21 protein-coding genes are annotated in these 26,072 nt (G+C 67.3%); 9 read left to right on the top strand and 12 right to left on the bottom strand.

Annotated elements, in window-relative coordinates; translation table 11 throughout:
• Nucleotides 1-124: 124 nt before the first annotated feature.
• A complete protein-coding gene (locus tag GY812_13745; protein ID MCP4436544.1) occupies nt 125-610 on the top strand; it encodes a PH domain-containing protein in 486 nt (161 codons plus the stop codon).
• The gene (locus tag GY812_13740) at nt 607-1,938 is read left to right on the top strand and encodes a PH domain-containing protein (protein MCP4436543.1); all 1,332 of its coding nucleotides are present in this window, start codon (nt 607-609) and stop codon (nt 1,936-1,938) included. Before GY812_13745 ends, GY812_13740 begins: the two co-directional genes overlap by 4 nt.
• Here the strand turns inward: GY812_13740 and GY812_13735 are convergent.
• Both GY812_13735 and GY812_13730 read right to left on the bottom strand, forming a co-directional pair.
• Entirely contained in the window at nt 1,909-4,203 is a 2,295-nt protein-coding gene (locus tag GY812_13735; GenBank protein MCP4436542.1) for an EAL domain-containing protein, read from the bottom strand. The genes GY812_13740 and GY812_13735 overlap by 30 nt on opposite strands.
• A 1-nt stretch (nt 4,204) precedes the next feature.
• On the bottom strand, nt 4,205-5,398 hold the full coding sequence (locus GY812_13730) for a hypothetical protein (GenBank protein ID MCP4436541.1): 1,194 nt from the start codon (nt 5,396-5,398) through the stop codon (nt 4,205-4,207).
• A gap of 180 nt (nt 5,399-5,578) precedes the next feature.
• Here GY812_13730 and GY812_13725 point away from each other — a divergent pair, with 180 nt between their 5' ends.
• Complete coding sequence (locus tag GY812_13725) at nt 5,579-6,403, top strand: hypothetical protein (GenBank protein MCP4436540.1); 825 nt, start codon at nt 5,579-5,581, stop codon at nt 6,401-6,403.
• Between the two features lie 12 nt (nt 6,404-6,415).
• Here GY812_13725 and GY812_13720 read toward each other — a convergent pair whose 3' ends face one another.
• Nucleotides 6,416-8,239 carry an NAD(P)/FAD-dependent oxidoreductase gene (locus GY812_13720; GenBank protein MCP4436539.1) on the bottom strand — a complete coding sequence of 608 codons (1,824 nt, stop codon included), beginning with the start codon at nt 8,237-8,239 and terminating at the stop codon, nt 6,416-6,418.
• A gap of 118 nt (nt 8,240-8,357) precedes the next feature.
• Here GY812_13720 and GY812_13715 point away from each other — a divergent pair, with 118 nt between their 5' ends.
• A complete protein-coding gene (locus tag GY812_13715) occupies nt 8,358-9,041 on the top strand; it encodes a TetR/AcrR family transcriptional regulator (GenBank protein MCP4436538.1) in 684 nt (227 codons plus the stop codon).
• Nucleotides 9,042-9,082: 41 nt separating this feature from the next.
• On the opposite strand, the gene GY812_13710 is transcribed toward GY812_13715, so the two are convergent.
• The 3 genes from GY812_13710 to GY812_13700 are packed head-to-tail and all read right to left on the bottom strand — an operon-like array spanning nt 9,083 to nt 16,173.
• Nucleotides 9,083-10,876, bottom strand: a complete 1,794-nt coding sequence (locus tag GY812_13710; protein MCP4436537.1) for a hypothetical protein — start codon at nt 10,874-10,876, stop codon at nt 9,083-9,085.
• Nucleotides 10,877-10,909: 33 nt separating this feature from the next.
• Nucleotides 10,910-13,948 carry an MFS transporter gene (locus GY812_13705; protein ID MCP4436536.1) on the bottom strand — a complete coding sequence of 1,013 codons (3,039 nt, stop codon included), beginning with the start codon at nt 13,946-13,948 and terminating at the stop codon, nt 10,910-10,912.
• Entirely contained in the window at nt 13,945-16,173 is a 2,229-nt protein-coding gene (locus GY812_13700; protein MCP4436535.1) for an ABC transporter permease, read from the bottom strand. The genes GY812_13705 and GY812_13700 overlap by 4 nt, the downstream gene beginning before the upstream one ends.
• Before the next feature lie 157 nt (nt 16,174-16,330).
• Between GY812_13700 and GY812_13695 the strand changes: the two genes are divergently transcribed.
• The 3 genes from GY812_13695 (at nt 16,331) to GY812_13685 (ending at nt 18,487) form a co-directional block, all read left to right on the top strand.
• Nucleotides 16,331-17,113 (top strand): SDR family oxidoreductase, encoded by a 783-nt coding sequence (locus GY812_13695; GenBank protein MCP4436534.1) that lies wholly within the window; start codon nt 16,331-16,333, stop codon nt 17,111-17,113.
• Nucleotides 17,114-17,164: 51 nt separating this feature from the next.
• Entirely contained in the window at nt 17,165-17,839 is a 675-nt protein-coding gene (locus GY812_13690) for a DUF1211 domain-containing protein (protein MCP4436533.1), read from the top strand.
• Between the two features lie 147 nt (nt 17,840-17,986).
• Complete coding sequence (locus GY812_13685) at nt 17,987-18,487, top strand: helix-turn-helix transcriptional regulator (GenBank protein ID MCP4436532.1); 501 nt, start codon at nt 17,987-17,989, stop codon at nt 18,485-18,487.
• Between the two features lie 4 nt (nt 18,488-18,491).
• On the opposite strand, the gene GY812_13680 is transcribed toward GY812_13685, so the two are convergent.
• From GY812_13680 to GY812_13665, 4 genes are all read right to left on the bottom strand, one after another.
• Nucleotides 18,492-19,199: a class F sortase gene (locus tag GY812_13680; GenBank protein MCP4436531.1), complete on the bottom strand. Its 708-nt coding sequence runs from the start codon at nt 19,197-19,199 to the stop codon at nt 18,492-18,494.
• A gap of 24 nt (nt 19,200-19,223) precedes the next feature.
• Nucleotides 19,224-19,868 carry a fasciclin domain-containing protein gene (locus GY812_13675; protein MCP4436530.1) on the bottom strand — a complete coding sequence of 215 codons (645 nt, stop codon included), beginning with the start codon at nt 19,866-19,868 and terminating at the stop codon, nt 19,224-19,226.
• A 287-nt stretch (nt 19,869-20,155) separates the two neighbouring features.
• Nucleotides 20,156-21,010, bottom strand: a complete 855-nt coding sequence (locus GY812_13670) for an ABC transporter permease subunit (protein MCP4436529.1) — start codon at nt 21,008-21,010, stop codon at nt 20,156-20,158.
• On the bottom strand, nt 21,007-21,900 hold the full coding sequence (locus tag GY812_13665) for an ABC transporter ATP-binding protein (GenBank protein MCP4436528.1): 894 nt from the start codon (nt 21,898-21,900) through the stop codon (nt 21,007-21,009). The genes GY812_13670 and GY812_13665 overlap by 4 nt, the downstream gene beginning before the upstream one ends.
• Nucleotides 21,901-22,953: 1,053 nt before the next feature.
• On the opposite strand from GY812_13665, the gene GY812_13660 reads away from it, so the two are divergent.
• Nucleotides 22,954-23,370, top strand: coding sequence for a Rieske 2Fe-2S domain-containing protein (locus GY812_13660; protein ID MCP4436527.1), 417 nt, complete (start codon nt 22,954-22,956; stop codon nt 23,368-23,370).
• Nucleotides 23,371-23,386: 16 nt separating this feature from the next.
• Here GY812_13660 and GY812_13655 read toward each other — a convergent pair whose 3' ends face one another.
• Nucleotides 23,387-24,532, bottom strand: a complete 1,146-nt coding sequence (locus GY812_13655) for a 1,4-beta-xylanase (protein MCP4436526.1) — start codon at nt 24,530-24,532, stop codon at nt 23,387-23,389.
• 159 nt (nt 24,533-24,691) lie between these two features.
• Between GY812_13655 and GY812_13650 the strand changes: the two genes are divergently transcribed.
• Nucleotides 24,692-25,396: a hypothetical protein gene (locus GY812_13650; GenBank protein ID MCP4436525.1), complete on the top strand. Its 705-nt coding sequence runs from the start codon at nt 24,692-24,694 to the stop codon at nt 25,394-25,396.
• A 13-nt stretch (nt 25,397-25,409) separates the two neighbouring features.
• Here GY812_13650 and GY812_13645 read toward each other — a convergent pair whose 3' ends face one another.
• Nucleotides 25,410-25,829 carry a hypothetical protein gene (locus tag GY812_13645; GenBank protein MCP4436524.1) on the bottom strand — a complete coding sequence of 140 codons (420 nt, stop codon included), beginning with the start codon at nt 25,827-25,829 and terminating at the stop codon, nt 25,410-25,412.
• Between the last annotated feature and the right edge of the window lie 243 nt (nt 25,830-26,072).

Genomic DNA, 26,072 nt, shown 5'->3' with positions numbered 1-26,072 from the left:
CCAGCGAAGTGGCGCCCGACAGCACCGTCAAGCTCCACCCGGGTCGCGACCGGCGATGAGCGGGCGCCGGTAGCGTTGGGTCATGGCAGAAGAGGACGGCACGGCAACGGATCAGGCTCCTTCGATGGACAGCGCATTCAGGCCACCTGGAGACAAGTGGACCGCCGTTTCGCACCGGATGGCGACAGCCAGGCGAATCACCCTTGTGATCGTGCTCGCCTTCCCGGCGATCGGCGCTGGCGTGCTCGCGCTTGTCGGCCAGCCGGAGTGGGCGATCGTGGTCGGAGCGCTGACCCTCGTTGTGTTGGTCTGGCTGTGGTGGCTGATCGGCCGGCGCGTACGTTCCTACGGCTACTCCGAGCGCGCGGATGACCTGCTGGTGACCAGCGGCATCCTGTTCCGTCGGCTAGTGGTGGTTCCATACGGACGGATGCAGCTGGTCGACCTCCGCGCAGGACCGCTGGACCGTGCTCTCGGCGTTGCGACGGTGCAGTTGCACACAGCGGCTGCGACCACCGATGCGACCATCCCGGGGCTGCCCCCGCACGAGGCCGCTGCGCTCAGGGACCGCCTCGCTGCGCGCGGCGAGGAACGGAACGCGGGACTGTGACCGACCGGAAGCTGCATCCGCTCACGCCGTTCGCACGCGCCGTCAGTGTTGCGCCTGGAATCCTGCTGGCCGCGCTCGTGTTCAGCGGTGCCTCAGCACAGACGCGGCTGATCGCTGCCGCCGCGGCCACCGCAGCCGTGGTGGGGATCGGGACCGCAGTCGGCTACCTGCAATGGCAGAGGTTCAGCTTCGGCTTCGACGACGCCGGTGACTTCCGGGTCGACTCCGGGGTGATCCAGCACAACCACCAGAAGGTGCAGCTGTCGCGCCTTCAGTCGGTGGAGGTGAGCCAGCCGCTGTTGCCGAGGATGTTCGGCCTGGCGGAGGTGGTCATCGAGGTGGCCGGAGGTGGGTCCAGGGTCATCCTGCGCTACCTGGATTCGGCGGAGGCCCACGAACTGCGCAATGAGATCATCGCCCGCGCAGCCGGCGTCGACGAGTCGGCCCCCCAGGCACCCGAACAGGTGCTCGCCACGGTCGGCAACGGCGAGTTGCTCCTGTCACAGCTCCTGCGCGTGCAGACGATTTCACTGTTCCTGCTCACGGGCGTGCTGCTCACCTCCGCGTTCCTCACCGGTGGGGTGGGAGCTCTGGGCATCGCGTTGGTCACGGGCGGCGTGCCCGCGTTCCAGGTCGTGAGTGAGTTCCTGACCCGGTATGACTTCACGGTCGCGGAGAGCCCTGACGGCCTGCGCGTGCGCCACGGACTGACCAGCAAGGTGGCCAACACGGTGCCGCCGGGGCGGGTGCACGCGGTCGGGTTCTCCTCGGGTCCGATCTGGCGGATGCTCGGCTGGGTGCGGGTCACGGTGGACCTCGGCGGCAACCCGGACTCCGGTGATCGGGCCAACCGGGGCTCCACGGTGCTGCTGCCCGTCACGAACTGGTCGACGGCACGACAGGTCGTGGCCCGGGTGCTACCCGGCGTGGACCTCGACTCGCCAGACTGGCTCCCGGTTCCCCGCCGTGCGCGGTGGCGGGCCCCGATCCAGTGGCGCAACATCGGCGCCGCCGCCAACGGCCAGGTGTTCATGGCGCGGCGGGGCCGGATCGAGCAGTGGTGGACCGTGGTGCCCCACGGGCGCGTGCAGTCAGCTCGGATCACCCAGGGACCCTGGGAGCGTCCACTCCGGCTCGCCTCCGTTCACCTCGACACGGTGCCGGGCCCCGTACGGGTCCGAGTGCCCCACATGGACGTCGCCTTCGTGCGGGCGATGGTCGAAGACGAGATGGACCGGGCCCGCGAGGCGCGACGCTCCGCTGGTCCGGACAAGTGGATGACAGCCACGCGCAGCGCTTCAGAGGTTCGCGAGCCCGGGCGCGGATAACGGCGCGAGGTAGAGCCGCTCGATCTCGCTTGCCGGCCCAGGCCGGGCCAACACGAAGCCCTGGGCGAGCTGGCACCCCTGCTCGCGGAGCCACTCGAGCTGCTCTTCGCTCTCGACTCCCTCGGCCACCGTCTTGAGTCCGAGCGCATCGGCCAGCCGGATGGTCGCGGTCACGATGGCCTCGTCATCGCGGTCGTGGCAGAGACCGGCCACGAAGCTGCGGTCGATCTTGAGCGTGTCGACCGGGAAGCGCTTCAGGTAGCCGAGGGAGCTGTGACCGGTACCGAAGTCGTCGATGGCCAGGCCCACCCTGAGTTCTCTGAGGGCGTTGAGTGACACGAGGGTCTCGGCTGTCTCCTCCATGAGGGTGGTCTCGGTGATCTCGATGCCGAGTGCCTCCGGCGGCAGGTCGAACCGTTGGAGGACCTCGGCGACGGAAGGCACGAGGTATTCGTCGCCGAACTGGCGGGCCGAGACGTTGACGGCCATGGTCAGATCGGCGTGCCGCGCCGCAGACCTCCGCCACTCGGCCAGCTGTGCCACGGCGGTCTTGAGCGCGAACCTGTCGATCTCGGTGATCTGGCCGGTCTCCTCGGCCAGCGGCACGAACTGGCCGGGTGCGATCATCCCGATCTCGGGTTGCTCCCAACGGATGAGGGCTTCGAAACCTTCCACCTGCAGGTCCTCGACGCGGAAGACCGGCTGGTAGTGGACCCGGAGTTGGCCTTGGGTGTTAAGCGCCGCGTGCAGTTGGCTCTCGAGTTCGGTCCGCTCACGGAGTTCGGTGCGCATGGCGCTGTCGAAGTGCACCACCGTCGATCGGCCGAACTGCTTCGCCCGGTACATCGCCACGTCCGCGTCTGCCAGCAGATCCTCTCCTCCGGTGGGCTCTACTGCGAGCGCCACTCCGATGCTCGCCGTGAGTGCCAGTTCGCGCTGTTGTACGTGAACGGGTTCCGCCACCGCCATCGCCACGCGTTCGGCCAACTCCTCGGCGCGGCGCTGGTGCAGGCCACTGGCCATCACGAGGAACTCGTCGCCTGCCAGACGGGCCACCACGTCGCCGCTCCGCACGGTCGACGCGAGCCGTCTTCCCACCTGCACCAGCACTTCGTCGCCTGCGGCGTGGCCGTACACGTCGTTGATCGTCTTGAACCGGTCGATGTCGACGAACAGCAGCGATAGAGGCGCCTGCTCGGAGGCGGTGGCGAGCGCCACGTCGAGCTGGCCAATGATCGCGGACCGGTTCGGTAGCCCGGTCAGGTCGTCGTGGCTGGCCATGTGCGTGGTTTGAGCCAGCGAGCGACGCATGCGGCCGGCCGCAGAGGCATCGTTGACCGCGAGGGAGACATGCTGGGCGAAGAGCAGCAGCACCTCGCGTTCTGCGTCGCTGAACTTCCTGGCGACGTCGGTGGATGCGACCGAGATCACGCCGGTCGGGTTGCCATCCCGGTGGATGGGCGCGGCCATCGCAGCGTGCGTCTGATACACCCCGTCCCCGTCGGTCCGGTCGATCTCGGCCGCGTAGTTGTCAGTGACCGTGAGCTGGTCCTGGACAAAGGCACGGCCGCTGAACCCATCCGTCAGTTGCGTTTCGGCGAACGCCGCCTTGAGGGGAGCACTTACGCCCCACATGGAGGAATAGTCGCCGGGCGGGTCATGGAGCACGAGGCGGATGCCGACCACGTCGGCGTTGAGCAGCTCCGCAGCACCCCGGGTGATCGTGTCGAGCACCTCCTGAAGCGGCGCCCGGTGCGAGATCGACTGCTCGATGCGGAACAGCCTCTCTGAGAGCTGCTGGCGCTCACCGAGCTGGTCCACGAGTTCGGCGTTGTGCAGCGCCAGTGCAAGCGCCCTGCCCATCACCCGCAACAGGGCGTCTTCCTCGCGATCGAATGCGGGCTGCGGGCGTGCGACGAGCAGGTAGCTCTGCGAGGACCGGTCAACCGACACAACCGACGTGTGCAGTGGTCCCAGGTCACCCAGCTCGGCCTCACGCGAGCGCACCCTGCATGCCTGAATCAACTTGTCAGCCGGTTCGGAGCCCGCGGCGAACCCGCGCGAGCAGGAAACGCGGCCGGCCTCGACGAGTGCGACCACTTCAGCGTCGAGTGACTCGACCACCCGATCCATGGCCATCTGGCGGATGGGGGTGTCGCCCAGCGCTCCGAACACCTCGAGGAACTGGGCCAGCTGCTCGGTGGACCAGGACGCCGCGAGCGACGGAGCTGAATGCGCAGTCGCAGGGGCCTTCTGGTCTGCCATTTCAGCCGAGTGCCAACACAACGAGGGTCTGGTTGTGAAAGCCCGTGGCTCCCGACACCCTCGCGATCTCGCCGTATGTGTAGAAGCCCGCCACCGGGGCACCCCTGCTGTGCGAGGAGATCCGACCGACCTCGCGCTCGATTCCCTCGTCGCCGAGGACGCCCTTTCGCGCAATGCAGTCGAACACCAGCATCCCTGTCGGCTCGGATCCATCGAGGGGGGCGAGCGCCTCGCCACAGGCATCCTCGGTTGCCTGGAGAATCGACTCTGCGTCACCGTTCATGATGCTGCACGTGCCTCCCTGGGGAACCTCGGCGAAGCACTGGATCGACCGCTGCTCGAAGTTGGCGGTCGCCACGAAGCGGATCTCGTCACCACTGCGACGAGAGAGGCCGAGTGGCCGGGTCTCGGCAAAGCGGGTGAAGGCCGCTGGATCGCTGCGCACGTCGGCTGGCGCATCGAATCGGTCGAGGTACACATCAAGAGCAGGCTTGTCATCGAGGCGGTGCACGACCACACCCTCGCTCTCGGTCACGACCATGGGCACGCCAACGGGCTGCCAGCCGTGATTCACCCCGATCCCGATCGGAGCATCAGAGGAAATCGCTGCGGCGACGACGGAGCGTCGCACCACCCTGTCGCCGAAGTACTGGAAGGTCTGTTCCATCTCCATGTCGTCGCCCGCACAGCCCCCCACGAGTGGCAAGGTGGCTCCGACCTGCTGGTAGGCGCCACGCACCACTTCCTGCTGATCACCCGCCAGACCGTCGGACAGCAGCAACAGCACCTTCGACTCGCGGTCCTCGACCTCTGATGCGCACCGCGCTGCCCGGGCTGCCGCACCGCGCAGGTCGTCACCCTCGATCTCACCGATCCCGGTGGCGATCGAGAATCCGTCCCCTCCGATGGCCATGACCACGACACCGCTGTGGGCCGGCCCTCCGCCGGAGATCTCACCGGAGGTGGTGCATCCGATCATGGGCACACCACGGGCGGCCTCACGGATGCCGCCAAGCAGCGCCTCCTGGTCGATCCTCGAGCTGGCCAGGACGACCAGCAGCTTGGGCTCGAGTGGTCCGATCGCCTGCTCCGTCGCCTGCAGTGCGGCTGAGCGGGCGTCAGCCAACACCGAGGATCCCACGCCGATCGAGCGGTCAACCGGGACTTGCCGGATTGCGGTCTCAGGTTCGGTCATAGCACCTTCCATTCTCTTCGCACCACAACTGATGTTGAGTACTCTCCGGACCCTTCGGATATCGGCCGCAGCGGGCGGTCGTTTAGAAGATCAGCCATTTGGCCAGCCAGGCCGATTGCCTGCGATGCGACCCAGGATCAGGTCACAGCCAGCCCCGGACGCCGGCAATAGGGTTCGCAGATGCAGCCGCTGATGATCCGGACGCTCTGGGGGTTGGCGGACGAACCCGCTGACCAGCCCGACGCCATCCGTGACCTCGGGGGATCTCGCCTTCCCTGGGCCGCGGTTGCGTCACCGGTGCAGATGATCCCCGAGCCCGAACCCTTCGCCGATGCACTCGAACAGGCCGGCCTGCGCTATGTACCCCAGGTCTTCTCGTTCGCCTCCAGCGTGGCGGAACACACCACGATGGCGCGCTCCGGCCTCGTGGCGGCCGCGGAGTTCGAGCCCCTGCACGTGGTCGCACAGCTCGGAAGCGATCGATGGCCACCGGAGTTGGCCATCGGCTTCATCGCCGAGATCAACCGCATCGCCGCCGACCTCGGCCTTCGCATCCTGCACGAAACCCACCGGATGCGGCCGTTCTTCAACCCGCTGACCACCCAGCGAGCACTGGCGGAGATCGATGGGCTCGAGCTCTGTGCCGACCTCTCACACTGGACCTGCGTCCTCGAGTCCCTCGGGCTGCCGGAGGACATCCTCTCGGACGTAGCCGCCGCCACGGCCCAGATCGACTGTCGGATAGGCCATGAGGAAGGTCCACAGGTGGGCGATCCTCGGTCGGTCAGGTTCAGGAACAACGTCGCGACCTTCGAGGCGTGGTGGCAGCTCATCTGGGACACGCAGAGCAAGGCAGGTGCCGAACACCTGGCGCTGGCACCGGAGTTCGGCCCGCCCCCCTACCAGCCCACCGACCCCCACACCGGGGAGCCGTTCGCGGACGTCAACGAACTCAACGAGTGGATGGCCGAGCGCCTGATCGAGCGCTTCTGGCCCAAGGTTTGAGCCACACGAGGCCTAGCCGGCGCTGAACTCCAGCCCGTCGAAGTCACCGGCGTTGCGCCAGCGGTCGATGTAGTTGAAGTACGCGACCGGGCCCTGCGGGTAGCCGCTCGCGTTGAGCCGCTCACGGCGACCAGTGGGCTGGCCCTCGTTGTTGTAGTACCCGGGCGTGCAGTCCGGGTTGCCCAGGAACCCGCCCTCCTGGCCCTCGAACTGGGCGACCCACGCGGCCTCGGCCTCCTCGGTGGCTTCGACCCTCACGGCACCCACCTCACCGGCATGTGCGACGACCGCCGCGATCGACTTGCCGGCTTCATCAAGGTTGGAGGTGATGTTGGAGATCAGGTTGGCCCCCTGGGACAGCCCGATGATGAACAGGTTGGGGAAGTTGTGCACGTGGGTGCCGTGCAGACTCTGCATGCCGTCCTCCCAGTGCTGGGACAGCTTCAGCCCAGCCCGGCCGACGGTCTCGTAGTTGGCCTTGTGGGCGATGCTCACCTCGAAGCCGGATGCGAACACGATGCAGTCGAGCTCGTAGTGCTCGCCGTTGGCCCATACCCCGGCGGCGTCGATGCGCTCCACTCCCTGGCCATCGGTGTCAACGAGGTGGGTGCCCGAGATGTTGTATGCCTGCAGGTACTCGTCGTGGAAGCACGGCCGCTTGCACAGCTGGCGATACCACGGCTTGAGCGCCTCGGCGACGGCAGGATCCTCGACGATCTCGTCGACGCGGGCACGGATCTCGTCCATCTTCTCGTCGTCGGAGTCCTCGAAGGCCCGCAGCATCACCTCGAGGCCGGCTTCACCGCTTGTCTGCATCTCTTCGATGATGCGATCGCGGATGCGCTTCGCTATGTCGGTCCATCCGTCCATCACGTAGTCCTCATCCGCGAAACCGCCGGTCTGGAGCGTGGCGAAGTTCATCAGCCAGTCGCGCTGCCAGCCGGGCTCAAGCTTCGAGAACTCCTCCGGGTCGATCGGATGGTTGTTGCGCACGTCGATGGACGAAGGAGTGCGCTGGAACACGTTCAGTTCCTTTGAGTCGCGTGCCAGCGGCGGGATGCACTGCACGGCGGTGGCACCGGTGCCGATGATCCCGACCCGCTTGTCGGCGAGGTTCTCCATGGGCTTGCCGGTGGGATCGCCGCCGGTGTAGTCGTAGTCCCAGCGAGCCGTGTGGAAGGTATGGCCGGTGAACTCCTCGATGCCGGGGATCCCTGGCAGCTTCGGGATGCTCAGTGGCCCTGTGCCCATCGCGACGAACTGCGCCCGTACCGTGTCGCCGCGGTCGGTCGTGATCACCCACCGGTCGGAGCTGTCGTCCCACTCGAGTGTCTCGACCTCGGTGGAGAACAGGCCGTTGCGGCGCAGGTCCCACTTGTCGGCGATGCGCTGGGCGTGCTCGAAGATCTCGTGGCCGTACACGTACTTCATGGTGGGCATGTAGCCCGTTTCCTCGAGCAGCGGCAGATAGATCATCGCCGCCGTGTCACACATCGCCCCTGGGTAGCGGTTCCAGTACCAGACGCCGCCCACGTCGCCGCCTGTCTCGATGATGCGCAGGTCGTCGATGCCCGCCTCGCGCAGCCGGGCTCCGGCGCACAACCCGGCGAAGCCGCCACCGATGATGGCGACGGTGACTTCGTCGTCGACCGGGTCGCGGTCTGACCGAGGCGTGTACGGATCATCCAAGAGGTGGGCGAACCGACCGGAAGGCGCAAGGTACTGGGCGTTCCCGTCGGACCGCAGGCGCTTGTCTCGCTCCGCGGCGTACTTCGCCCTCAACTCCTCGCGGTGTTGCGTTCGCTCATCGGTTGCGGCTTCGCCGTCTGTGGCCATCGGTACCCCACCCCGGATGTTGTGCAGCGCTTCAGCGCTTCATACAGTCGTCAGCTCAACAAAGTGTTCACAGTTAACACTTCACGCTCACAGACGGTCAATGGTCGGAGTAGGGCCTGTGACGACTGACCACCACTTCCAACTGGTCGACGACGGCACCGAGTCCGCGTCGCTGCGCGAACGCAAGAAGGCACGCACGCGCACCGCTCTCATCGAGGTGTCCCAGCGGCTGTTCGAGAAAAAGGGCTACGCGCAGACGACCCTCGAGGAAATCTGTGCCGAGGTCGAGATCACTCCACAGACCCTGCTGCGCTACTTCGATTCGAAGGCTGCGCTCGCGTTGGCACCGATGACATCGCCACTGGAGCAGCTGAAGGCCTACCTGGCCGACCCGGACCGGAGCGTCGACGCGATAGCGACCTGGCGGCGGTTCGTGACCCTCGAGGCCACCGAGGCATCCGAGCCAACGTCGGCCACGACGCGCAAGTACCTCGACAACCTGGCCGGGTTCCGGGAGTGGGTCGACCGCGATCCGGTTCTCGTGGCCATGGGAGCCGAGGCCGAGCGGTCACTCCGGCTGGCCGTCGCAGCGGCGCTCGCACACGACCGCGGTGCGGCGGCCGACGACCTGCACTCCACGATGGTCGCCGCCCTGCTCGTCGCAGGGCGCACCGCTGTGTGGGATCGCTGGCTCGAGCACGGGCGCGCACGTGACTCGCTGGTTGATGACCAGCTGGCGGTCGTGGACTACGCGATCGCGAGCCTCGCTCCCACCGACGACCCACTGTCGAATCCGACTTGATACCGGCCCCGGGGCGCGCACGCCGCCGGGGCGGGCGCACGTCAGGAAGATGCGGCCGGAGACCCGGCCGGCGGCGGGTAGGTCCCGCCACGGCTCTCCTCGGGCAGTTCCTCGAAGCGCGTCACCGTGTCCTCCTCCACGAAGGGGGCGGGCTCCGGCGGGTTGTCCGGGGTGAACCGGGCACCGCCGCGGGCGTAACGCCACATGCCCTTGCCGGGCTTGTCGGTCTCGTCGAGACCCTCGGCATCCGCGTCCCACCAGATCTCGGCGAGGTCGTCGGTGCCGTTGTAGTCGACCTCCGGGAAGTAGCCCCAGCGACCGTGGCTCTGCTGTGGGAACACGGGGTCCCCACCGAGCGGTGGAATACGGAACATGGCCAACTCGAACGTCTCGGGTGTCAGGTCGGGCCCCGCGAGCTGGATGCCCCGGTAGAGGCGGGGGATGTTGGCATTGAGCACCGCATAGCCCGCCCTGGCGTCGGGGAACGCGTCCGCGCCGAAGTACCAGCGGTACAACGCAAGGGCACCTCCGTTGTCGGAGTTGACCGGCACGCCGGTCTGGGAAACGCCGAAGGCCTGGCGCATCTGGTCCTGGTTGTAGAGGCGGGCAAACGAGTTGGTGTCGGTGAGCACGGTGCCCGTGAAGATCCACTCGGGGTGGTAGTCGAGGGACTCGGCGGCGTTGGTGAGGTAGATGGGCATGAGCGGGTCGCCGCCGAAGAAGATCGACGTGACTCCCGCCGTCTTCATCTTGGCCACGAGCTCGGTGCCCACCTGGGGCATCGTGGCGAAATCGAGCAGGTAGGTCTCGACCAGCCAATCCTCGCCCCATGCCGAAGGCCCCGGACAGACGGTCATCACCGGCGGATCCTGTTCGAAGTGGATCACGCCGAACTTCCGTTCCTGGGCCTGCAAGGCCGGGTCGCCGGCGTACTCCGCATTGCCGACCAGGCCGGTGTGCCCCTCACTCGGTGTCGCCCATGCAGTCAGGCCATCGATGAAGTGCGATACCGCCGGGGAGTTGCCCCAGCTGTATGGCGCGTTCTCGCGCATCTTGCACTCGGGCATGCCGAGTGCACAGCCGATGCAGATGATGCCGTTGCGGGCCAACTCGTCCGCGAAGGCACCACCGTCGCTGGGTGGCCCGCCCAGGACTGCGAAGGGCTGGATGTCCTGTGAGATCAGCTCGGCGTCGGCCTGTGCGGCGACCGCATCGTCGAATGCGCCGGTCGCCGCGTAGCGCACGAGTTCCACCTCGCGGCCGTAGGTCTCACTGACCGATGCATACAGCTCGGACCAGTCCTGGATCGTCGCGTACTGCTGTTCGGAGGTGTCCTTGAGCCCGGCGTCGCCGAGCAGTGAGTCCAGGCCGCCGGACTCGGACGCGTCGTACCACACGACCCTGATCGAGTCGCCCGTCACGCCGGTGGAGGTATCACCGCCGTTGTCCCCCTCCCACACCGGCACGCAGGGCGCTGCGTACACACTCGGTAGCTTGATGGTGCCGCGCTCGGTGTCACAGTTGTCGCCCCAGTCGTAGTCGTCGACCGTGCCCTCCTCCTCGGCCTCCGCGTAGGTGAGGGGCATCTGCCCGACGGGATCGGGGGCGCCGATTCCGGGTTCCCCATCCTCGCCTGCGCCGGCGGACTCGCCACCCGCGCCGGGGCTGGCGACCTGCTCGGTGTCGCTTGGCTCGTTGACCAGGACCAGCACGCCCACGAGCGCGATCGCGGCCATGATCGCCGAGAACGGCCCCCACTTGCGGATCATCCTGGCCGCGTCGTTGCGCGGCGTGTCGTCTTCAGGCAACAACGGACACACCCCCTGTGTTTTCATCCGACCACCCGCGGGTGGTCGGCGTTGCGATGTTCACGATTGTGGCTCCCCGCTTCCGCTGCGTGCGATCGCCACCTGAGAGCCTCCAAGGTATGACTGCACGACTGCCGGGTCTGCCAGGACCTCGTGGGGTGCGCCCCGGGCGATCACCGAACCGCTCTCGAGGGCAACGAGCCGATCAGCGATCCCGGTGAGCAGCGCCATGTCGTGCTCGATCACGACGATCGTGAGGCCCATCTCGTCGCGCATGCGGTTTATGACCGGCACCAGTGCCTCGGACTCGCGCTGTGCGATTCCGGAGCTCGGCTCATCCAGGAGCACGACGTCAGGTCGGTGTGCCACCAGCGCAGCTATGTCGACGATCCGCCGTGACCCGGTGCTCAACTCGTGCACGAACTTGGAGCGGAAGGCACCGAGGCCGAACAGGTCGACCAGTCTGTCCACCGACTCCGCGACCGCCTCCTCGCTCTCGTAGGCGGCCGGCAGCCACAGGCCCTCGATGAGGGGATTGCGGACATCCATCGACATCTCGTGCGCGACCGCGAGCGTCTGCTCCACGGTGAGGCTCGGGAACAGCGCCGCGTCCTGGAACGACCGGCCCAGCCCGACAGCCGCTCGCTTGTGCGGTGACAGCTGGGAGATGTCGTGACCGCACAACTCGATGCGGCCCGTGTCGAGGCTCGTGAACCCGGAGATGATGTCGAACAGCGTGGTCTTGCCCGCACCGTTGGCACCGATGATCCCCACGATCTCCCCGGCGCGGATGTCGAGGTCGACCTCATGCACCGCGGTGATGCCACCAAAGCGCCGGGTGACTCCGGCGAGGCGCAGTGCGGTGTCATCGGAGCGTTCCCGCTCGCGGCGCCGGGTGACCGGCTCGGTGGATCCGCCACCGTCCGACCGGTCGGCACTGCCGTTGCCGTTGGCCGACCCTGCTCCCTTGGCAGCGCCCTCCATGAACACCGAGCGCAGCACGTCGGGGCGCTCGAGCAGCTCGGCGGTCGGCCCGCTGAAGCGGATCTCGCCCTTTTCCATGAAGAACGCATGGTCGGCGAGGCTGAGCGCCACGTTGACGGACTGTTCCACGATGATCACGGTGGTGCCCCGGTTCGCGATCTCGCGCACCGTGCCGAGCAACTGCTCGACCACGAGTGGAGCCAGGCCGAGGGAGAGCTCGTCGATCATCAGCAGGCGTGGCCGCGACAGGAACGCCATGCCGAGCGCGAGCATCTGCTGCTGGCCGCCCGACAGGTTCGCCGCCGCCTCGCTGCGCCGCGAGTTGAGCGCCGGGAACATCTCGTAGACCTCGGCGATCCGTTCGTCGACCACGTCGGCCTCGCGGCGGTTCATCCAGGCTGCGGCCCGCAGGTTCTCGGCGATCGACAGGGTCGGGAACACGCCCTTTCCTCCGGGCATCTGCACGATCCCCTTGCTCGCGATCTCGTTGGGCGGCGCGTGTGTGATGTCGACCCCGTCGAACAGCACCGCACCCCGGTCCGCCTCGGCGATGCCCGAGATCGCCTTCAGAAGGGTTGACTTGCCGGCACCGTTGGTGCCGAGCAGGGCGACGATCTCCCCTTCGTCGACTTCGAAGTCCACGCCGAACAGCACCTGCACGTCGCCGTAGGAAACGTCGGCACCGCGCACGAGCAGCAGCTTGGCCACACCCTCACGGCGCTGGTGGAGCACTTCGGCGCGGGCCGCTGAACCCGTCCACACGTCGTCGATGTCGCGCTTGATCAGCACCCCTGCGCTCTGGATGGAGAACCCACCGATGGCGAACATCGGTGCCATGAGCATCATCCCGGTACGGATGCCCCAGGCGTCACCGAGCGCACCGATGATCGGCAGCAGGACCAGGCCCGGGATCACGAACACCGACATCATTGAAAAGCCCATCGCCCGGGCACGGGGAGGGATCGCCACCGACAGTGCGGCGAGGATCCCGGGAATCAGGAACGCGAGCGACCCGGAGATGACGGCATTGATCAACAGCGCCACCCAGGGCAGCTTGATCTCGCCGATGCTCAGGAACCACGCGGGTGACAGCGCGAATGCCACGGCGAGCACCGCCACCCCAAGTGCGACCGTACCGAGGAACCTGAACACCAGGCGAGGGTCCTTGCGGTACATGCGCGTGCCGACCGAGGCGCCGATCACCAACCCGAGGATCTGGGCCGGCTCGGTGAACGAGGCGGCGACGCCACGCGACCGCTCGTCGAGCCCGAACTCGTCCGCGTAGAGGAACGAAGCGAACGAGACGAACCCCACGATCGCCGGTGCCAGGAACGGCAAGGTGCGGTAGATCCGCCGGAGGCTGTCGACCTTCCAGCACATCCGCCAGGCCTCCGCCATCGACGGTGGTGGCTCCTCGATGTCGAGCAGTTCCTCGTTCGCTCCGGCGGCCTCGCGCTCGAATCGGCCGCGGATGGGCTCCTTGATGAACAGCGCCAGCAGCGCGACCAGCAGGATGATCGGGCCGAACAGGATGAAGGGGGCCCGCCACGAGAAGTAGTAGGCGATGAAGCCGGCCAGCAGCGGTCCGGCGAACTGGCCCACCGAGTTGGCGGCCCGGTGGAAGGCGAACACACGGGCGCGGACATCCGGCGAGAAGTGGTCCGCCAGCAGCGAGTTGTGGGTCGGGTCGATGAACGACTTGCCCAGCCCTGTGGCGCCCATCGTGATGCCGAGGATCCAGATGTTGGGCGAGAAGCCCACAAGGGTCGAGAAGACGGCCATCACCATTCCGCCGAACACGGCGAGGCGCACCCGGTTGTACCGGTCGGCAAGGGTGGCGACCGGTACCTGCAGGCCGAGTGCCACCGCAGCCACGAAGGCGAGCACCGTGAAGATCCCGGTCAGGCCGACGCCGAAGTCATCGGCGATGTCGGGTGCCAGGACACCGAAGGCGGTGCGTGTGAGCTCATCGACGCCGTTGAGGAGGAACAGGATGACGAGCACCATGACCGGGCCGTCGTCGAGCATTGCCCGCGCCGTGTCCACCGGATGGGCGAGTGCTTTGGCAGCCCGCCCCCACCGACCGGGTCCCTGCATCGGGAGTGGCGCGGTCATTGCGGCGCTCCCACTTCATCACCCGGATCGGTCGCCGGACCGGCCTCCGCAGAATCCGTCCCGGCAGGCGCATCGCTGCGCTGCTCGGCAGCCATGTGGGCGGCGGATTCCTCGAACGCCTCCTCGACCTCGGCCTCGGTCTCCGCGACGTCCGCCAGCAGGCTCGGCACGACCATGTCGCGCCTGCGCGCCACCGCACGCAGAAAGGAGTCGCGAAGCGAGAAGAGGGCCCCACCGATTCCGCCCGGCAGCAGCAGCAACACAATCAGTACACCTGCTCCCGACACCAGCAGGCGCCAGTTGCCGGGTAGCCACCAGTCGCCTCCCTTGAGGAACGCGGCCCCGATGACACCACCCACGAGGGAACCGACACCGCCGACGACGACTGCGGAGAAGATGACGAGGTTGTCGAACGGCCGGTAGAGGGTGGTGGTGTAGCCCCGCTGCAGAAGCACCAACAGCGCGCCACCCACAGCTGCCACCGCCCCGGACATGGCGAACGCGACCAGCTTGGTGCGTACCACCGACACGCCGTATGCCGCCACGCCGGCCTCGTTGTCGCGCAATGCCACCAGCACCCTGCCCGTGCGCGACCGACGAACGCCTTCGAGGGCGGCCAGCACGACCACCCCCACGATGATGCACAGGAAGTAGAACGACCGCGCCGAGTCGATTCCGAAGACACCAAACACATCCGGGCGCTGCGACATGCGGCCCTGGGGTACCCATTCGAAGAACGTGGGGTTGAGGAAGTAGCCCACCGCAGCCAGGGCGAAGGCCAGAGTCACAACCGCCAGGTAGAGGCCACGCACGCGCAACGCCGGCAGCCCGACGATCGTGGCCGTCACGGCGCCGGCCAGCGCAGCGATCCCGATTGCGATCGCAGGGTCGAGGCCCCAGTCGACTATCGCCTTGGCGCCGAGCGCTCCACCGACCGCGGCGAACGCAAGCTGGCCGAGTGAGACCTGTCCGGCCCAGCCGACCAGCACCACGAGCGACAGGCCGATGATCGAGAACGCGACCAGTGCTGCGGCCTTGGAGACGTTGGCGGTGCTGCCGAGCAGCCAGGGGGCGGCCACGACCAGGCCGAGCACGACCAGCAGCCCAGCCCAACGCACCAGTCGCACCTCGGGCAGGCGGGCCAGTTCCCGCGGCACCGGGCGTACCTGTTCGGCATTGCGCCACGTGGACGAGGTATCGGCGTCGAGCCGGGTGGACCCGCCGCGTCGCAGCAGCAGCGTGGCCACGATCACGGCGCCCAGCGCCGCAGGCACTGCGAGGCTGCTGAGTGGGATCTCGAACAGGCCGAGCACCGAGGTGGAGCTCTTCCACGACACCGCCTGGATGAGCATGCCGACTGCGATCGACGACACGAGGATCGTCGGCAGGTCGTTGAGCCGGCCCAGGGTCACCGCCGTGAGCGCACCGAGCAACACGGTGAGACCCAGCGCCCCCACGACCGGCAGGCCGAACAGGCCGGCCGAGAGGAACAACGAGATGAACGAAAGCGCCCCGGCCATGGCCCACACGTATGTGTGGATCCGTTTCACCGGGATGCCGAGAAGCAGTGCCCGGTCGGCCGACTCGGCCGAGGCCCGGATCGCTATGCCCACGTTGGTGTAGCGGAGCACTGCTCCCACTGCGATCATGGCGGCCGGGGCCAGCATCCAGGCCATGGTGTACGGCGTGCGGAACGGGAAGCCGTTGAGGGTGACCGTGAAGTCCCACGGGAACACCTCGCGGGGGAAGGGCTCAATGACCGGCTGGCGGTTCCACAGCTCGCTCGGCAGCCACACCGCCGTCACCGCGAGCAGCTGGGCGAGTCCGATGGTGGCGACCGTGGCAACCAGTCGCGGGGCCCGGAAGAACCTCCGCATCACTGCGAGCTCGACCACGGCGCCGACCACCAGCGACAGGAGAATCCCGCCGAACAGCACCAACAGGTAGCTGATGCCCGACAGCATCAGGAGATTCACCGCCAGCGCGGCGGGCACGATGCCCAGGTCTGCCTGTGCGAAGTTGATGATCCGGTTGGCGCGGTGGATCAGCGAGAGACCCATCGCCATCAATGCCACCAGCAGTCCCTGGGTGAGGCCGAGCACGTAGACCTGCGGCTCCTCAAACGGAGGGATCCAGAACACCACCAGCTGGAAGGCCATCACGGCGAGGGCCGGTCCGAGCACCCGCGCGGGAGTGCGCAGCGATGCCGGCATCTTCAGCGTCACGCCGGGTGGCTGCACCCCTGATTACCCCCGTCTGTCGCCACGTCGGGCCCCCGACCCGAGTGGTGGGCCAGAGGGTAGCCGAATGTGAATCGCCCAAATGAGGGATCCCCGGCGGCAACGTGTTGACACGCCCGCTGCAGGCGGATGGCATGTGCCGATGACCGACAGCACAGACAGAGGCACAGACGACGGCACCGATCACGGCGGGCGACGTGTTGCACTCGTCGCCAACACAAGCTTCTACCTGGGGCCTCCGCTGGCCCGCGAGCTGGCGCGGCGAGGGCACGATCTGGTGATCGGCGATCCGGCCGAAGGGTTGGTCGAGGAGTTGGAGGCGGCCGGTTCGCGCGTTGTCGTCGCCGAGCACGTGTGGAATCTCGCTGACCCGGACAAGGCAGGTGAACTCGTCAACGTCGGGCTGGACACCTTCGGTCGTGTGGACTCAGCCGTTGCATTCACCGGTCAGATCATCGGCGGCGCGTTCCTCGACTCGACGGCGGATCAGCTGGCAACGCTGGAACAGGGCCTGATCGACGCTCCCTACCAGTTCCTCAAGGCAGTGCTCCCCCCGATGGTGCAGGCGGGCAGCGGCCAGGTGCTGGTGGTCACCAGCTCATCGGGCGCCCGCGTGACCCCCGGGGCGTCCATCTACTCCGCGCTTCGGGCGGGCGCCACGCACCTGGTCAAGAACGTGGCCCGAGAGATGGCCCCCAACGGCGTGCAGGTCAACTCCCTCGGCACCAACTTCATGGACTTCGATGCTTTCCTGGCCGCCTCGGGCGCGGATGACCCCGAGGTTCGCAAGCGCGTGGAGAGCAAGGTCCCACTCGGCCGACTCGGCACCCTCGAGGAGTGCGCCGCCCTTTGTTGTGCCTATCTGGACGGTACTTGCGGGTTCGTGACCGGCCAGTTCGTGGCCCACGACGGTGGTTGGTCCTGACCGCCGGTCACCTCCAACGCGCACAGCAGCGGCCGTGGGAGACTGACGGCGATGGTCGATGACGGCGGCCCGCAGACACAGGTTCCCGACCGGCGCGCGCGGCACCGCGATCCATCGCGGGTCGCGGCGTTCACCGACGGGGTGTTCGCGATCATCATCACGATCCTCGTGCTCGAGATCTCGGTCCCGGCAGACCTCCCCTCGACCGGTTTGCGCGAGGCCCTCGACGAAGTCGGCCCGACGCTCATCGCATGGGTGATCAGCTTCGGGATCACCGGCACCTACTGGGTGTGGCATCGCGACCTGTTCGCCAAGATCCGTTACGCGGACCGCGGAATCGTGTGGCTCAACCTGTTGTTCCTGCTGCCCACCGCGTTGATCCCCTTCGCCTCCGCACTGCTCGGCGAATACCACGGCGAACCCGTCGCCCTGCACGTCTACGGAGTCGTGCTCATCGCTGCCAGCCTCGCCCGTACCGCGCTGTACGGATACGTGGTGCGCAATCCCGACCTGCTCTGGGAGCCGACTGTCGGCGAGGACCGGCGCGTCGGCTGGTACCTGGCGGCCGCGCCGATCGTGATCTACCTGTTGGCCATGGCGGTCGCCGACTGGTCACCGACACTCAGCCTGCTGCTGTACCTGTGCCTGCCGCTGCTCTACTTCCTGCTGATCACGGTGCTGCGCAGCGACCCCGAGACCAGCGAAGGCGCTGACGACTTCTCGTGAACTCCGCCCCTTGCCGGCGGGTCACAACGGGTGCGCCGGCGGGAATCTTCCGTTCCTTGTGGCAGACTGTCTGTCATCACGACAGACAGTCTGCCACAAGGACATCTTCCGCCAACCGGTGAGCGGCTCCTGGAAGCCTCGGTCCAGGTGGTCCTGAGCGGGCGCGAGCCCACGATGCGGTCGGTTGCGGCCCAGGCGGGCGTGGGTGAGCGCACGATCTACCGCCACTTCCACAGCCGCGAAGGTCTGCTGCGGGCTACTGCAGACAGGATCGGGCCCATGGTTCTGGTGCCCGTGTGTGACTCCGTCGACGAACTCGAGAACTATGCCGGCGACCTGTTCAATCGATTCGAGTCGCACCGCGAACTCACGATCGCCCTCGCACGATCGAACTGGGCTGCCACACTGCCGGCAACCGCACCGCCGGGCACAGCCGCTGGGCCGGGACCCGGCTCCATGTCAACGGCCCTGCGCGATCGCTACCCGACCGCTCCTGTGGGCACACTGCGCAGTGCAGCACTCAACCTCGGCACGGTCCTGTCCCCGGCGGGGTGGGTGCACCAGCGGATCTCCCTGGGCCTCGAACAGCCCGATGTGATCGACAACGCAAGATGGCTCGTCCGCACGGTGATCAAGTCGCTCGAGTGAAGCGTCATGCAGGGACGGCCCGCACAACGATGTTGTCCGTGTAGCTGCGATCGGCGTTTTCGAAGCCGCCGCCACAGGTCACCAGGGTCAGCACGTGATCACCACCGCGGCGGAACAGCTCTGCTGTGCGCAGTTCGGCCTTGGCCGCTTGGTAGCGCTCGGTGACCACGAACGGGCGTGCCGTGCCATCCGTGTCTGTCACGATCACCTCGTCGCCGAGCTGCACGGAACCCAGGTCGCGGAACACACCCGTTTCACCGTTGAAGTCGACATGGGCCGCGATGACGGCGGACCCACGACCGTCGCCCGGTGAGGCGCCGTAGCGATACCAACCCGATTCCCTCACCTGGGGGATCTCCATCTCGCGATCCTCTGTGATGCCGGTCGGCACGACCGGGGCGACCAGACCGATCGAGGGGATCGCCAACCCGACCGGGTCTGCGGCGCTCGCCACCGGTGAACCGGAGGCCTGCACGCTCGGCTCCGAAGGTTCCGGTTCGTCGAAGGCACCGGCGAGCCAGGGCTCGGGAGCGGACGGCTGGATCCCGTCCGCCACGTCCGCCAGCCCGGCGACGCCGGCCGCTGACTGCCACGAGGATCCGACCGCGGGGGCGGTCGCCTGGCCCTGGAGGTCGACCCGTTCTTCGCCTGACACCGGCAGCGCGACGACGATCCCGGCGCCCAACATGAGCGCCGAGACCGTCATCGTCACTGTTGCAGTGCTGCGTCGGATGACTCAGCCCTGGTTGCGTGCCCGGGCGAGCGAGCGACCGGAGATGGCGAGGCCGAACAGGCCAAGTCCGACCAGCATGGCCAGCACGACGGGCGATGCCGGGTTGGTCGGCACGCCGGTGCCGCCTGCGTTGATGACCTCGGGGGTCGCCGGCTCCGTGATGACGGCGTCGATCACGTGGATGATGCCGTTGGTGGCCTTGATGTCCGTGGTCACGACCTTGGCGCCGCCGACGTAGAGGTCATCGCCACGCAGCTCGACCGCCACGGGTCCGCCAAGTGTCTCGACGTTGCCACCGGCTGCTGCGATGGCAGCCGCGGAATCGACGGCTCCGGACACGACGTGCAGGGTCAGGATGTCAGTGAGCGCACCGCTGGGGTCGGCGAGAAGGGTCTCGAGCGTGCCTTCTGGCAGTGCTGCGAACGCTTCGTTGGTGGGGGCGAACACGGTGAAGGGGCCTTCGCCGCTCAGGGTGTCCACCAGACCAGCCTCGCTGACTGCGGTCACGAGCGTCGAGAAGTCCTCGTTGCCCGAAGCGATCTCCACGATGTTCTGTGTGGGCTCTTCTTCCTGCGCCGACGCAACAGCGCTCGTGCCGAGCAGTGCCACCATGAGCGATGCTGTGAGTACTCCGATGAACTTCTTCATGATCTCCTCCGGGGGGTTGGGGGGTTGGGGGGTGCGGGCTGGGGATCGCCCGACTGCCCATCACTTCGCCCGGAGGCCTGCGCGCGGATGCGCGCTCTGCATCAAGTGTTCGCAGCTGGTTCGCGCGGTGAGGCTCGGTATCCGAGGTCGGGGCCCGACCTCGTACGGTGCCTCTGCCAGTTGGTCGGGCGCTTCGTGTGCCGGCACGAACCTGCTGGTCGGGAACATGACGAGTATCTCGACAAGGGAGAACCCGGGCCCGACGCGCAGGCACGGAACCTCGGTGGTCATGAGTTCTGCAGGTCGCGCCGCAGGAACGCGAACCACCCTACGAGCAGGCCGACGACGGCCATGCCGAACGGGAACAGGACATCCCAGCTAAGGCCGTTGATGAGCATCGCGTCGTCGATGTACCAGCGCCACGGCGACACCCAGGTGAGGAAGTCGAGCGATCCGGTCATCTCCGAGAGGGTGTAGAGCACGTAGCCGGCGATTGCGATCGCGGACGACGCACCGAGTGTGATCCCCTTGCGCCCGCTGATCCCGCCTATGAGGAAAGCCAACCCCATCGTGCCGAGTCCCACGGCGAAGGCAGCGAAGGTGCCGGCCGCCACATCCCCAGCCGTTGCTCCGGGCGCGGTTGACGTGGTGCCGTCGAGGGCTGTCGTGGTTACGGAATCAGCGAGATCGAACAACGGGATCGAGGCCACCAAGGACAGAGCCGAGAGCAGCGAGACCACGAGCAGGATCGTGAATGCTGCCGCGAAGCGGCCCGCCACCACTTCGTTGCGCGTGATCGGCCGCGAGAGCAGGTACTCGAGCGCCCCCGATTCCTCGTCGCCCGCGATTGCAGCGCTGCCGAGTGCGATGCCGAGCGCCATCAGCACCCAGGGCACGATGTTTGCGTAGAGCCCGATCCACAGGAACCCGAGCGGGGTGGAAGGGTCGATCCCCGCGGAGAGGCCCAGCAGGGAGCTCATGGCACCGCTGCTGTCTTCCAGGGACTCGCCGGTGGCCGATGACAGGCTGGGATAGAACGCCGCTGTGGCGACGATGATCAGCACCATGCCGAGGGTCCACATGATCGTGGAACGGCGACGGTCGCGCATCCAGCGCACATAGATGCTCAGAGCAGCCTTCATGACCCACCCCCCTTCTTGTCGAACAGGTCGAGGAACACATCGTCGAGGTCCTGGTGCTCCGTCTCTATGCCGGTGGCACCCAATTCCCCTGCCCGGGTGAGCATGTCGGCGACCGGTCCGTCCATGGACAACAGGACAGCGCCACCCTCATCGCGTGCTTCGGCGACGTTGGGCACCCCATCGAACGCGGATGCCGTGACAGCACCGTCGAAGGTGAGCTTGATCCGGCTGGCCGCCTGTCGGGCCACATCGGCCATCTCCAGTTCCTCGGCCATGACGCCATCGCGGATGAGCCCGACACGGTCGGCGACGCGCTCCACCTCGGCCATCACATGGGAGGTGAGCCAGATGGTGGCCCCGCGTGCCTTCCGCTCGGCGAGAAGGTCGCGGAACTCTTCCTGCAGCACCGGGTCGAGCCCACTGGTCGGCTCGTCGAGGATCAGGAGCTCGGGGTCGCCCATGAAGGCCAGCACGAGCCCGACCTTGCGGCGGTTGCCGGTGCTCAACTCCCGGAACGGCCTCGTGGGATCGAGGCCGAAGCGCTCGACGAGTGAGTCGCGCTCGGGATCGTGGGCGCTGCCCGACAACCCACCGAAGAAGTCGAAGGCGTCGTTGCCGTCCATGGTCCTCGGCAGGTTCAGGTCGCCCGGCAGGTACCCGACCCTGGAACGGATCGACGGGTCGGCCCCGGAACCGCCCAGCACCTTCGAGGTGCCCGAGGTGGGGCGCAGGAAGTCGAGCAGCATCCTCGCCGTGGTCGACTTGCCGGAGCCGTTGCGGCCGAGGAAGGCGTAACACTCACCCTCCCTCACGGACAGGTCGAGCGAATTGACGGCCACCAGTTCCCCCCACTTCTTGGTGAGCGCATCTGTCTCGATCGCAGTTGCCATGTGCCTCCTGTCGCGCGCTGACGCAACAACGCGTCGGGTCCGTCCTTTCTAATCGCCACGACGGAGTCGGAGCCCACCGCCCAGCTGACACAGCCGTCAGCGACCGGGCCGGACTGAATAGAGTCAGTGCCGATGAGCACCGATGTCGACAACGACGCCGTCGCGGCGGTGGCAGGGGAGCACGTGCGGACGACCTCCCGTCCGGCCGCCGCGAGGCCGCAGCGCCTGCACACCTGGATGAACCTCATCCCGGTTGCCGAGTATGAGCGGGACCGCCCGCGCGAGATTCTGTTTCTCGACACATTCGTGACCGTGGAGCCGACGGGCGATGCGGTGGCCCCGTACCGGGTGCTGTTCGAGGGTGAGACCGAGATGACCGTCGTGGTACGGATAGGGCTGGTCTTCGTCTGGTACGGCGATGACCTGTCCGCGCCCGATCGGCCGTTCCCGGACCTATTCAGTGACCTCTACCCCACCGAGTACCGCTCGAGCCCGCCCTCGGTGTTCGAGGACACCCACGTGATGGACTTCGTGGAGAACGGCTCGGACAACCTGCACTTCTCCGCGGTGCACCTCTGGGACCACTCGCGCATCTACAACCACGAGGTCAGCGAGACGGAGATCACCCTCGAACAGGAGACCCGGTTCCGCTACGGCAAGTGCTCCACCAAGGCACACATCCGGGCGCTCTCGAAGGTGATCCCCGAACTGGAGCTGATCCAGGACTACGTGTACCACGGCCCCTGCCTCGCCGTCGTCGGCGCTACGGGCAAGGGCTCCCCCGACATGCACTCCCTGGTCAGCCTGACACCGGAGGGCCCGAACCGCACCAGGGTCTACGTCACGATCGCGCTGGCACCCGACACGTTTCCCGACCGCGCCGAGCAGGTCTTCAGCCGGGTGTCGCGGGGCAAGGCGATCGCCGACGTGGCGGCCGGCGTGATGGCCGGCTACATCCAGAACGAGTTCGACATCGACGCCATCATCTGGCGCAACCGCCGCTACACCCGCAGCCCGAACCTGTTGCCCTCCGAGAGCCACCTCGACGCCGTGATGCGCTGGGGAGAGAGCTTCTATCCACCCGGCTTCGACCTGGCCGACCCAACGCAGGCTGTCGATGACGCCCCGGTGCCGCAGCCGCGGTGGCGGGTCCTCGCCCGGGTAACGGACCTCGACGCGGTGGAGGTGCGGGCATTCACCGTTGACGAGTTGCAGATGGCCGCTCACCTCGACGAGCGGGGACGTCCTGTGGTGCTACCCGCCTACTGCCCCCACCAGGGCGCCCACCTCGGGCACGGCGGCACCGTTGAGTCAGGTTGCGTGCGCTGTCCGTTCCACGCCCTTCACTTCGACTCCGACGGCAACTGCATCGGCCGCAACCCGAAGCGGCGCTCAGGCAGCATCGATGCGCTGAAACTTGAACCGGTGAAGACCCGGGTGATCCACGGTTGGGTCGAGGTCCTTGTCTGATCCTGCGCCCGGAAGCTCAGCCTGCTGACCCGGCAATGGCCCGCTTGGTCGAGTCGTAAGCAGCCTTGGGCTCCAACTCGTCGTCGAACAGCAGCGGATCCGTGTTGTCACGGTTCAGGAAGTCGTCGAGCCAGCTCTGGGCGTCGTGCACACCCCAGACCGTGACCTCGCGGCACCCGGCCGCGATGCATTCCGACACCACCTGTTCGTAGTGGCCGGCCTGCGCCTGTGGGTCGGGTCCCGATGGCGGCGTGACCACGTCGAGCTCGGTGATCGCCACCTCGAGGCCGAGATCCCCGAACCTTGACAAGAGGGCCTCGATCGAGCCCGGCGCCGGCAGGTCTCCGAGGAAGTGGCCCTGCAGGCCCACCCCGTCGATCGGCACGCCACGCTGCACCATCGCGGATACGAGCTGGTACAGCGCCTCCGCCTTCTGCGGCGAGTTCTCGACTGCCGCCTCGTTTATGAACAACCTCGTGTCGGGCGCCAACTCGTCGGCGAGGAGGAACGCCTCGTCGATGTAGCCGTCACCCAGCACCTGGCGGAAATGGTTGTCGTAGACCCCGGTTCCGAGCGTCTCGAGCGGCTCGTTGACCACATCCCATCGATCCACCGAATCACCGAAGTGGCCCAGCACCTCTGCGAAGTGCGCACGCATCACCGCCCGCAGCTCTGCCGGGTCGGTGATCTCCTCCACCCAGTCGGGGGTGGCATCGATGAACTGCTGCGCCCATAGAAGGGTGTGGCCCTTGACTTCCATTTCGTTGGCCCGTGCGAAGTCGACGACCTCGTCGGCGCCCGCGAAGTCGAACTCGCCGCGGGCCGGTTGGAGGTCCTGCCACTTCATCTCGCGCTCGGCGGTCAGCGAGTTGAATTCCGCGGCCAGCACATCGGCGTACGCGGGGTCGTCAATCAGGTCCGAGTCGGTGGCGGCACCGACAAGGAAGCCGGCCTGCCTCGCGACATCGGCAAGGGAGCACTCGTCCGGCCTGGCCAGGCAGTCGACGGGGGGTTCCGCGCCTTCTGTGCGCGGTTCAGCGTTCGAAGCCGGTTCTGTTGCCGCCTCCTCGCCGGTACCGGTGCTGCATCCAGCGACGACCGACACCACAGCGACGGCAAACAGCGCGAAGACGGTGAACCGCATGCAACGGCGAACGTTCATGGCAGACAGCGTCACACAGTCACCCACCTCGCGGCACCAATCCATGCAATCGACGGGTGTTGCCGAAGAATCCGGCGAGGAACTGGAAGAACCGCCGTCCGTCGGGATCTGGAAGGTGAACGGCGGCAACGGGCCGCCCGTCCGAAGGAACCACAGGACATGTCCAACTCATCGAACACAACGACACGGAACCCCCGCAGGGCACTGATCGGCCTTGCCCTTGCCCTCGCACTCCCGCTGGCGGGACTCGGCTGCTCGGTGGGCTCGGACCAGCAGGTCGATGCCTCCGCGGCGGGCGACGGCGCACCAGCCGCAGCTCAGGAGGCAGCCGCTGCCGCTCCGGGCGACGAGGTTCCCGACCCTGGCTTGTGTGAACTCCTCCTCGAGGCGTCCTCGGTCGATTTCCACGATCCGGGCGGGAGCATCGACACCCTCAAGAGGCTCGAGGCCTCCGCACCTGATCTGGTGGCCAGGGAGGTGGAGGTGGTCAGACGGGCCTACGAGAAGCTGGCCGCGGACCCTTCGGCGGACTACTCCGAGTCCTTCGGGGCAGACGAGATGAGCGCCGCCATGACGATCGTCGCCTGGGAAAGCGAGATGTGCGAGGACAACGTCGTCGAACTGTCGCTCGATGACCTCGATGCAGCAGAGGAAGCAGCCGGCGATGCCCCATGGGTCGACGCCGTGGCCGCCACCTCCATCATCAACGGCCGGGCATCGATCTCGATGTGGCCCGATGCGACCGCCGAGGATGCGACGGCTGCCTGCCAGACCATCACCAGCCAGGTGCCCGGTGCCGTGGTGGACATCCACGTCGGTGAGCAGAGGGCGGTCCGGTCAGTCGGCCAGGGTTGCGAGGGCTGAGGTTCCATGCGGCTCAGTCGAGCTCGCAGAGCTCCAGTAGCAACTCCTCGAGCGCCCGGGGGTCCTTCACCGTGAAGGTCGCCCCCGGGTGCGTCGCGACCGCAACCGGCAACAGGCCGGGCACAGGTTCACGGAAGCGCACGCACAGCCCGCCGGCAGTCGTGCTGCCGAAGGTCACGCCGGAGTCGGCGAACGAGCCCCTGGCCCCGATCGCCCGATGGGCCTTGTAGGGGCCGGTGCGCTGCACACAAGTGATGTTGTCGAGAGGCGTGTCCAACGTCCAGGGACCGAAGTAGGCCCGCAGGCGTCCATTGCCCACCACCACCCTCGATGTGCTCGGAGCGACGCCGAGGATGCGCAGCAGCGGCTTGAATCGATCCTCGAAGTCAAAGTCGAACACCTGCTCGTCGCTGCTGTCGGGTTCCGGGGCCATGGTCCCTATTCTGCCGATCGCCGCCTCCAGCCGTGCTGCTGCCGCCAGCGAGTACGGCCCCGTCACCGTCTCCCGGACCATTCCCTCCCCGTCGACCACGGCCACGGTCACGGTCGATGTGTCGTCTATGCAGAGCCCTTCGGTCATGCGCCGACGGTCGCCGTAGACCGTGATGGTGCGACGTCGCCCAGCCGAGTCGACTGCTGCCGCCATCCCCCCGTCGATGAAGCCTCGCAGGGGCGC

This window comes from Actinomycetes bacterium (genome assembly GCA_024222295.1).
Taxonomy (GTDB): domain Bacteria; phylum Actinomycetota; class Acidimicrobiia; order Acidimicrobiales; family Microtrichaceae; genus JAAEPF01.
This window is presented reverse-complemented; position numbering and strand designations above follow the sequence as displayed.

Excerpts from the sequence above, each read along its gene's own strand:
- GY812_13725 (MCP4436540.1), top strand. The coding sequence starts at position 5,579 with ATGCAGCCGCTGATGATCCGGACGCTCTGGGGGTTGGCGGACGAACCC.
- GY812_13660 (MCP4436527.1), top strand. The coding sequence starts at position 22,954 with ATGCGCTGGGGAGAGAGCTTCTATCCACCCGGCTTCGACCTGGCCGAC.
- GY812_13650 (MCP4436525.1), top strand. The coding sequence starts at position 24,692 with ATGTCCAACTCATCGAACACAACGACACGGAACCCCCGCAGGGCACTG.
- GY812_13720 (MCP4436539.1), bottom strand. The coding sequence starts at position 8,239 with ATGGCCACAGACGGCGAAGCCGCAACCGATGAGCGAACGCAACACCGC.
- GY812_13670 (MCP4436529.1), bottom strand. The coding sequence starts at position 21,010 with ATGAAGGCTGCTCTGAGCATCTATGTGCGCTGGATGCGCGACCGTCGC.
- GY812_13665 (MCP4436528.1), bottom strand. The coding sequence starts at position 21,900 with ATGGCAACTGCGATCGAGACAGATGCGCTCACCAAGAAGTGGGGGGAA.
- GY812_13695 (MCP4436534.1), top strand. The coding sequence starts at position 16,331 with ATGACCGACAGCACAGACAGAGGCACAGACGACGGCACCGATCACGGC.
- GY812_13705 (MCP4436536.1), bottom strand. The coding sequence starts at position 13,948 with ATGACCGCGCCACTCCCGATGCAGGGACCCGGTCGGTGGGGGCGGGCT.
- GY812_13735 (MCP4436542.1), bottom strand. The coding sequence starts at position 4,203 with ATGGCAGACCAGAAGGCCCCTGCGACTGCGCATTCAGCTCCGTCGCTC.
- GY812_13675 (MCP4436530.1), bottom strand. The coding sequence starts at position 19,868 with ATGAAGAAGTTCATCGGAGTACTCACAGCATCGCTCATGGTGGCACTG.
- GY812_13710 (MCP4436537.1), bottom strand. The coding sequence starts at position 10,876 with ATGAAAACACAGGGGGTGTGTCCGTTGTTGCCTGAAGACGACACGCCG.
- GY812_13655 (MCP4436526.1), bottom strand. The coding sequence starts at position 24,532 with ATGAACGTTCGCCGTTGCATGCGGTTCACCGTCTTCGCGCTGTTTGCC.
- GY812_13745 (MCP4436544.1), top strand. The coding sequence starts at position 125 with ATGGACAGCGCATTCAGGCCACCTGGAGACAAGTGGACCGCCGTTTCG.
- GY812_13730 (MCP4436541.1), bottom strand. The coding sequence starts at position 5,398 with ATGACCGAACCTGAGACCGCAATCCGGCAAGTCCCGGTTGACCGCTCG.
- GY812_13690 (MCP4436533.1), top strand. The coding sequence starts at position 17,165 with ATGGTCGATGACGGCGGCCCGCAGACACAGGTTCCCGACCGGCGCGCG.
- GY812_13645 (MCP4436524.1), bottom strand. The coding sequence starts at position 25,829 with ATGGCCCCGGAACCCGACAGCAGCGACGAGCAGGTGTTCGACTTTGAC.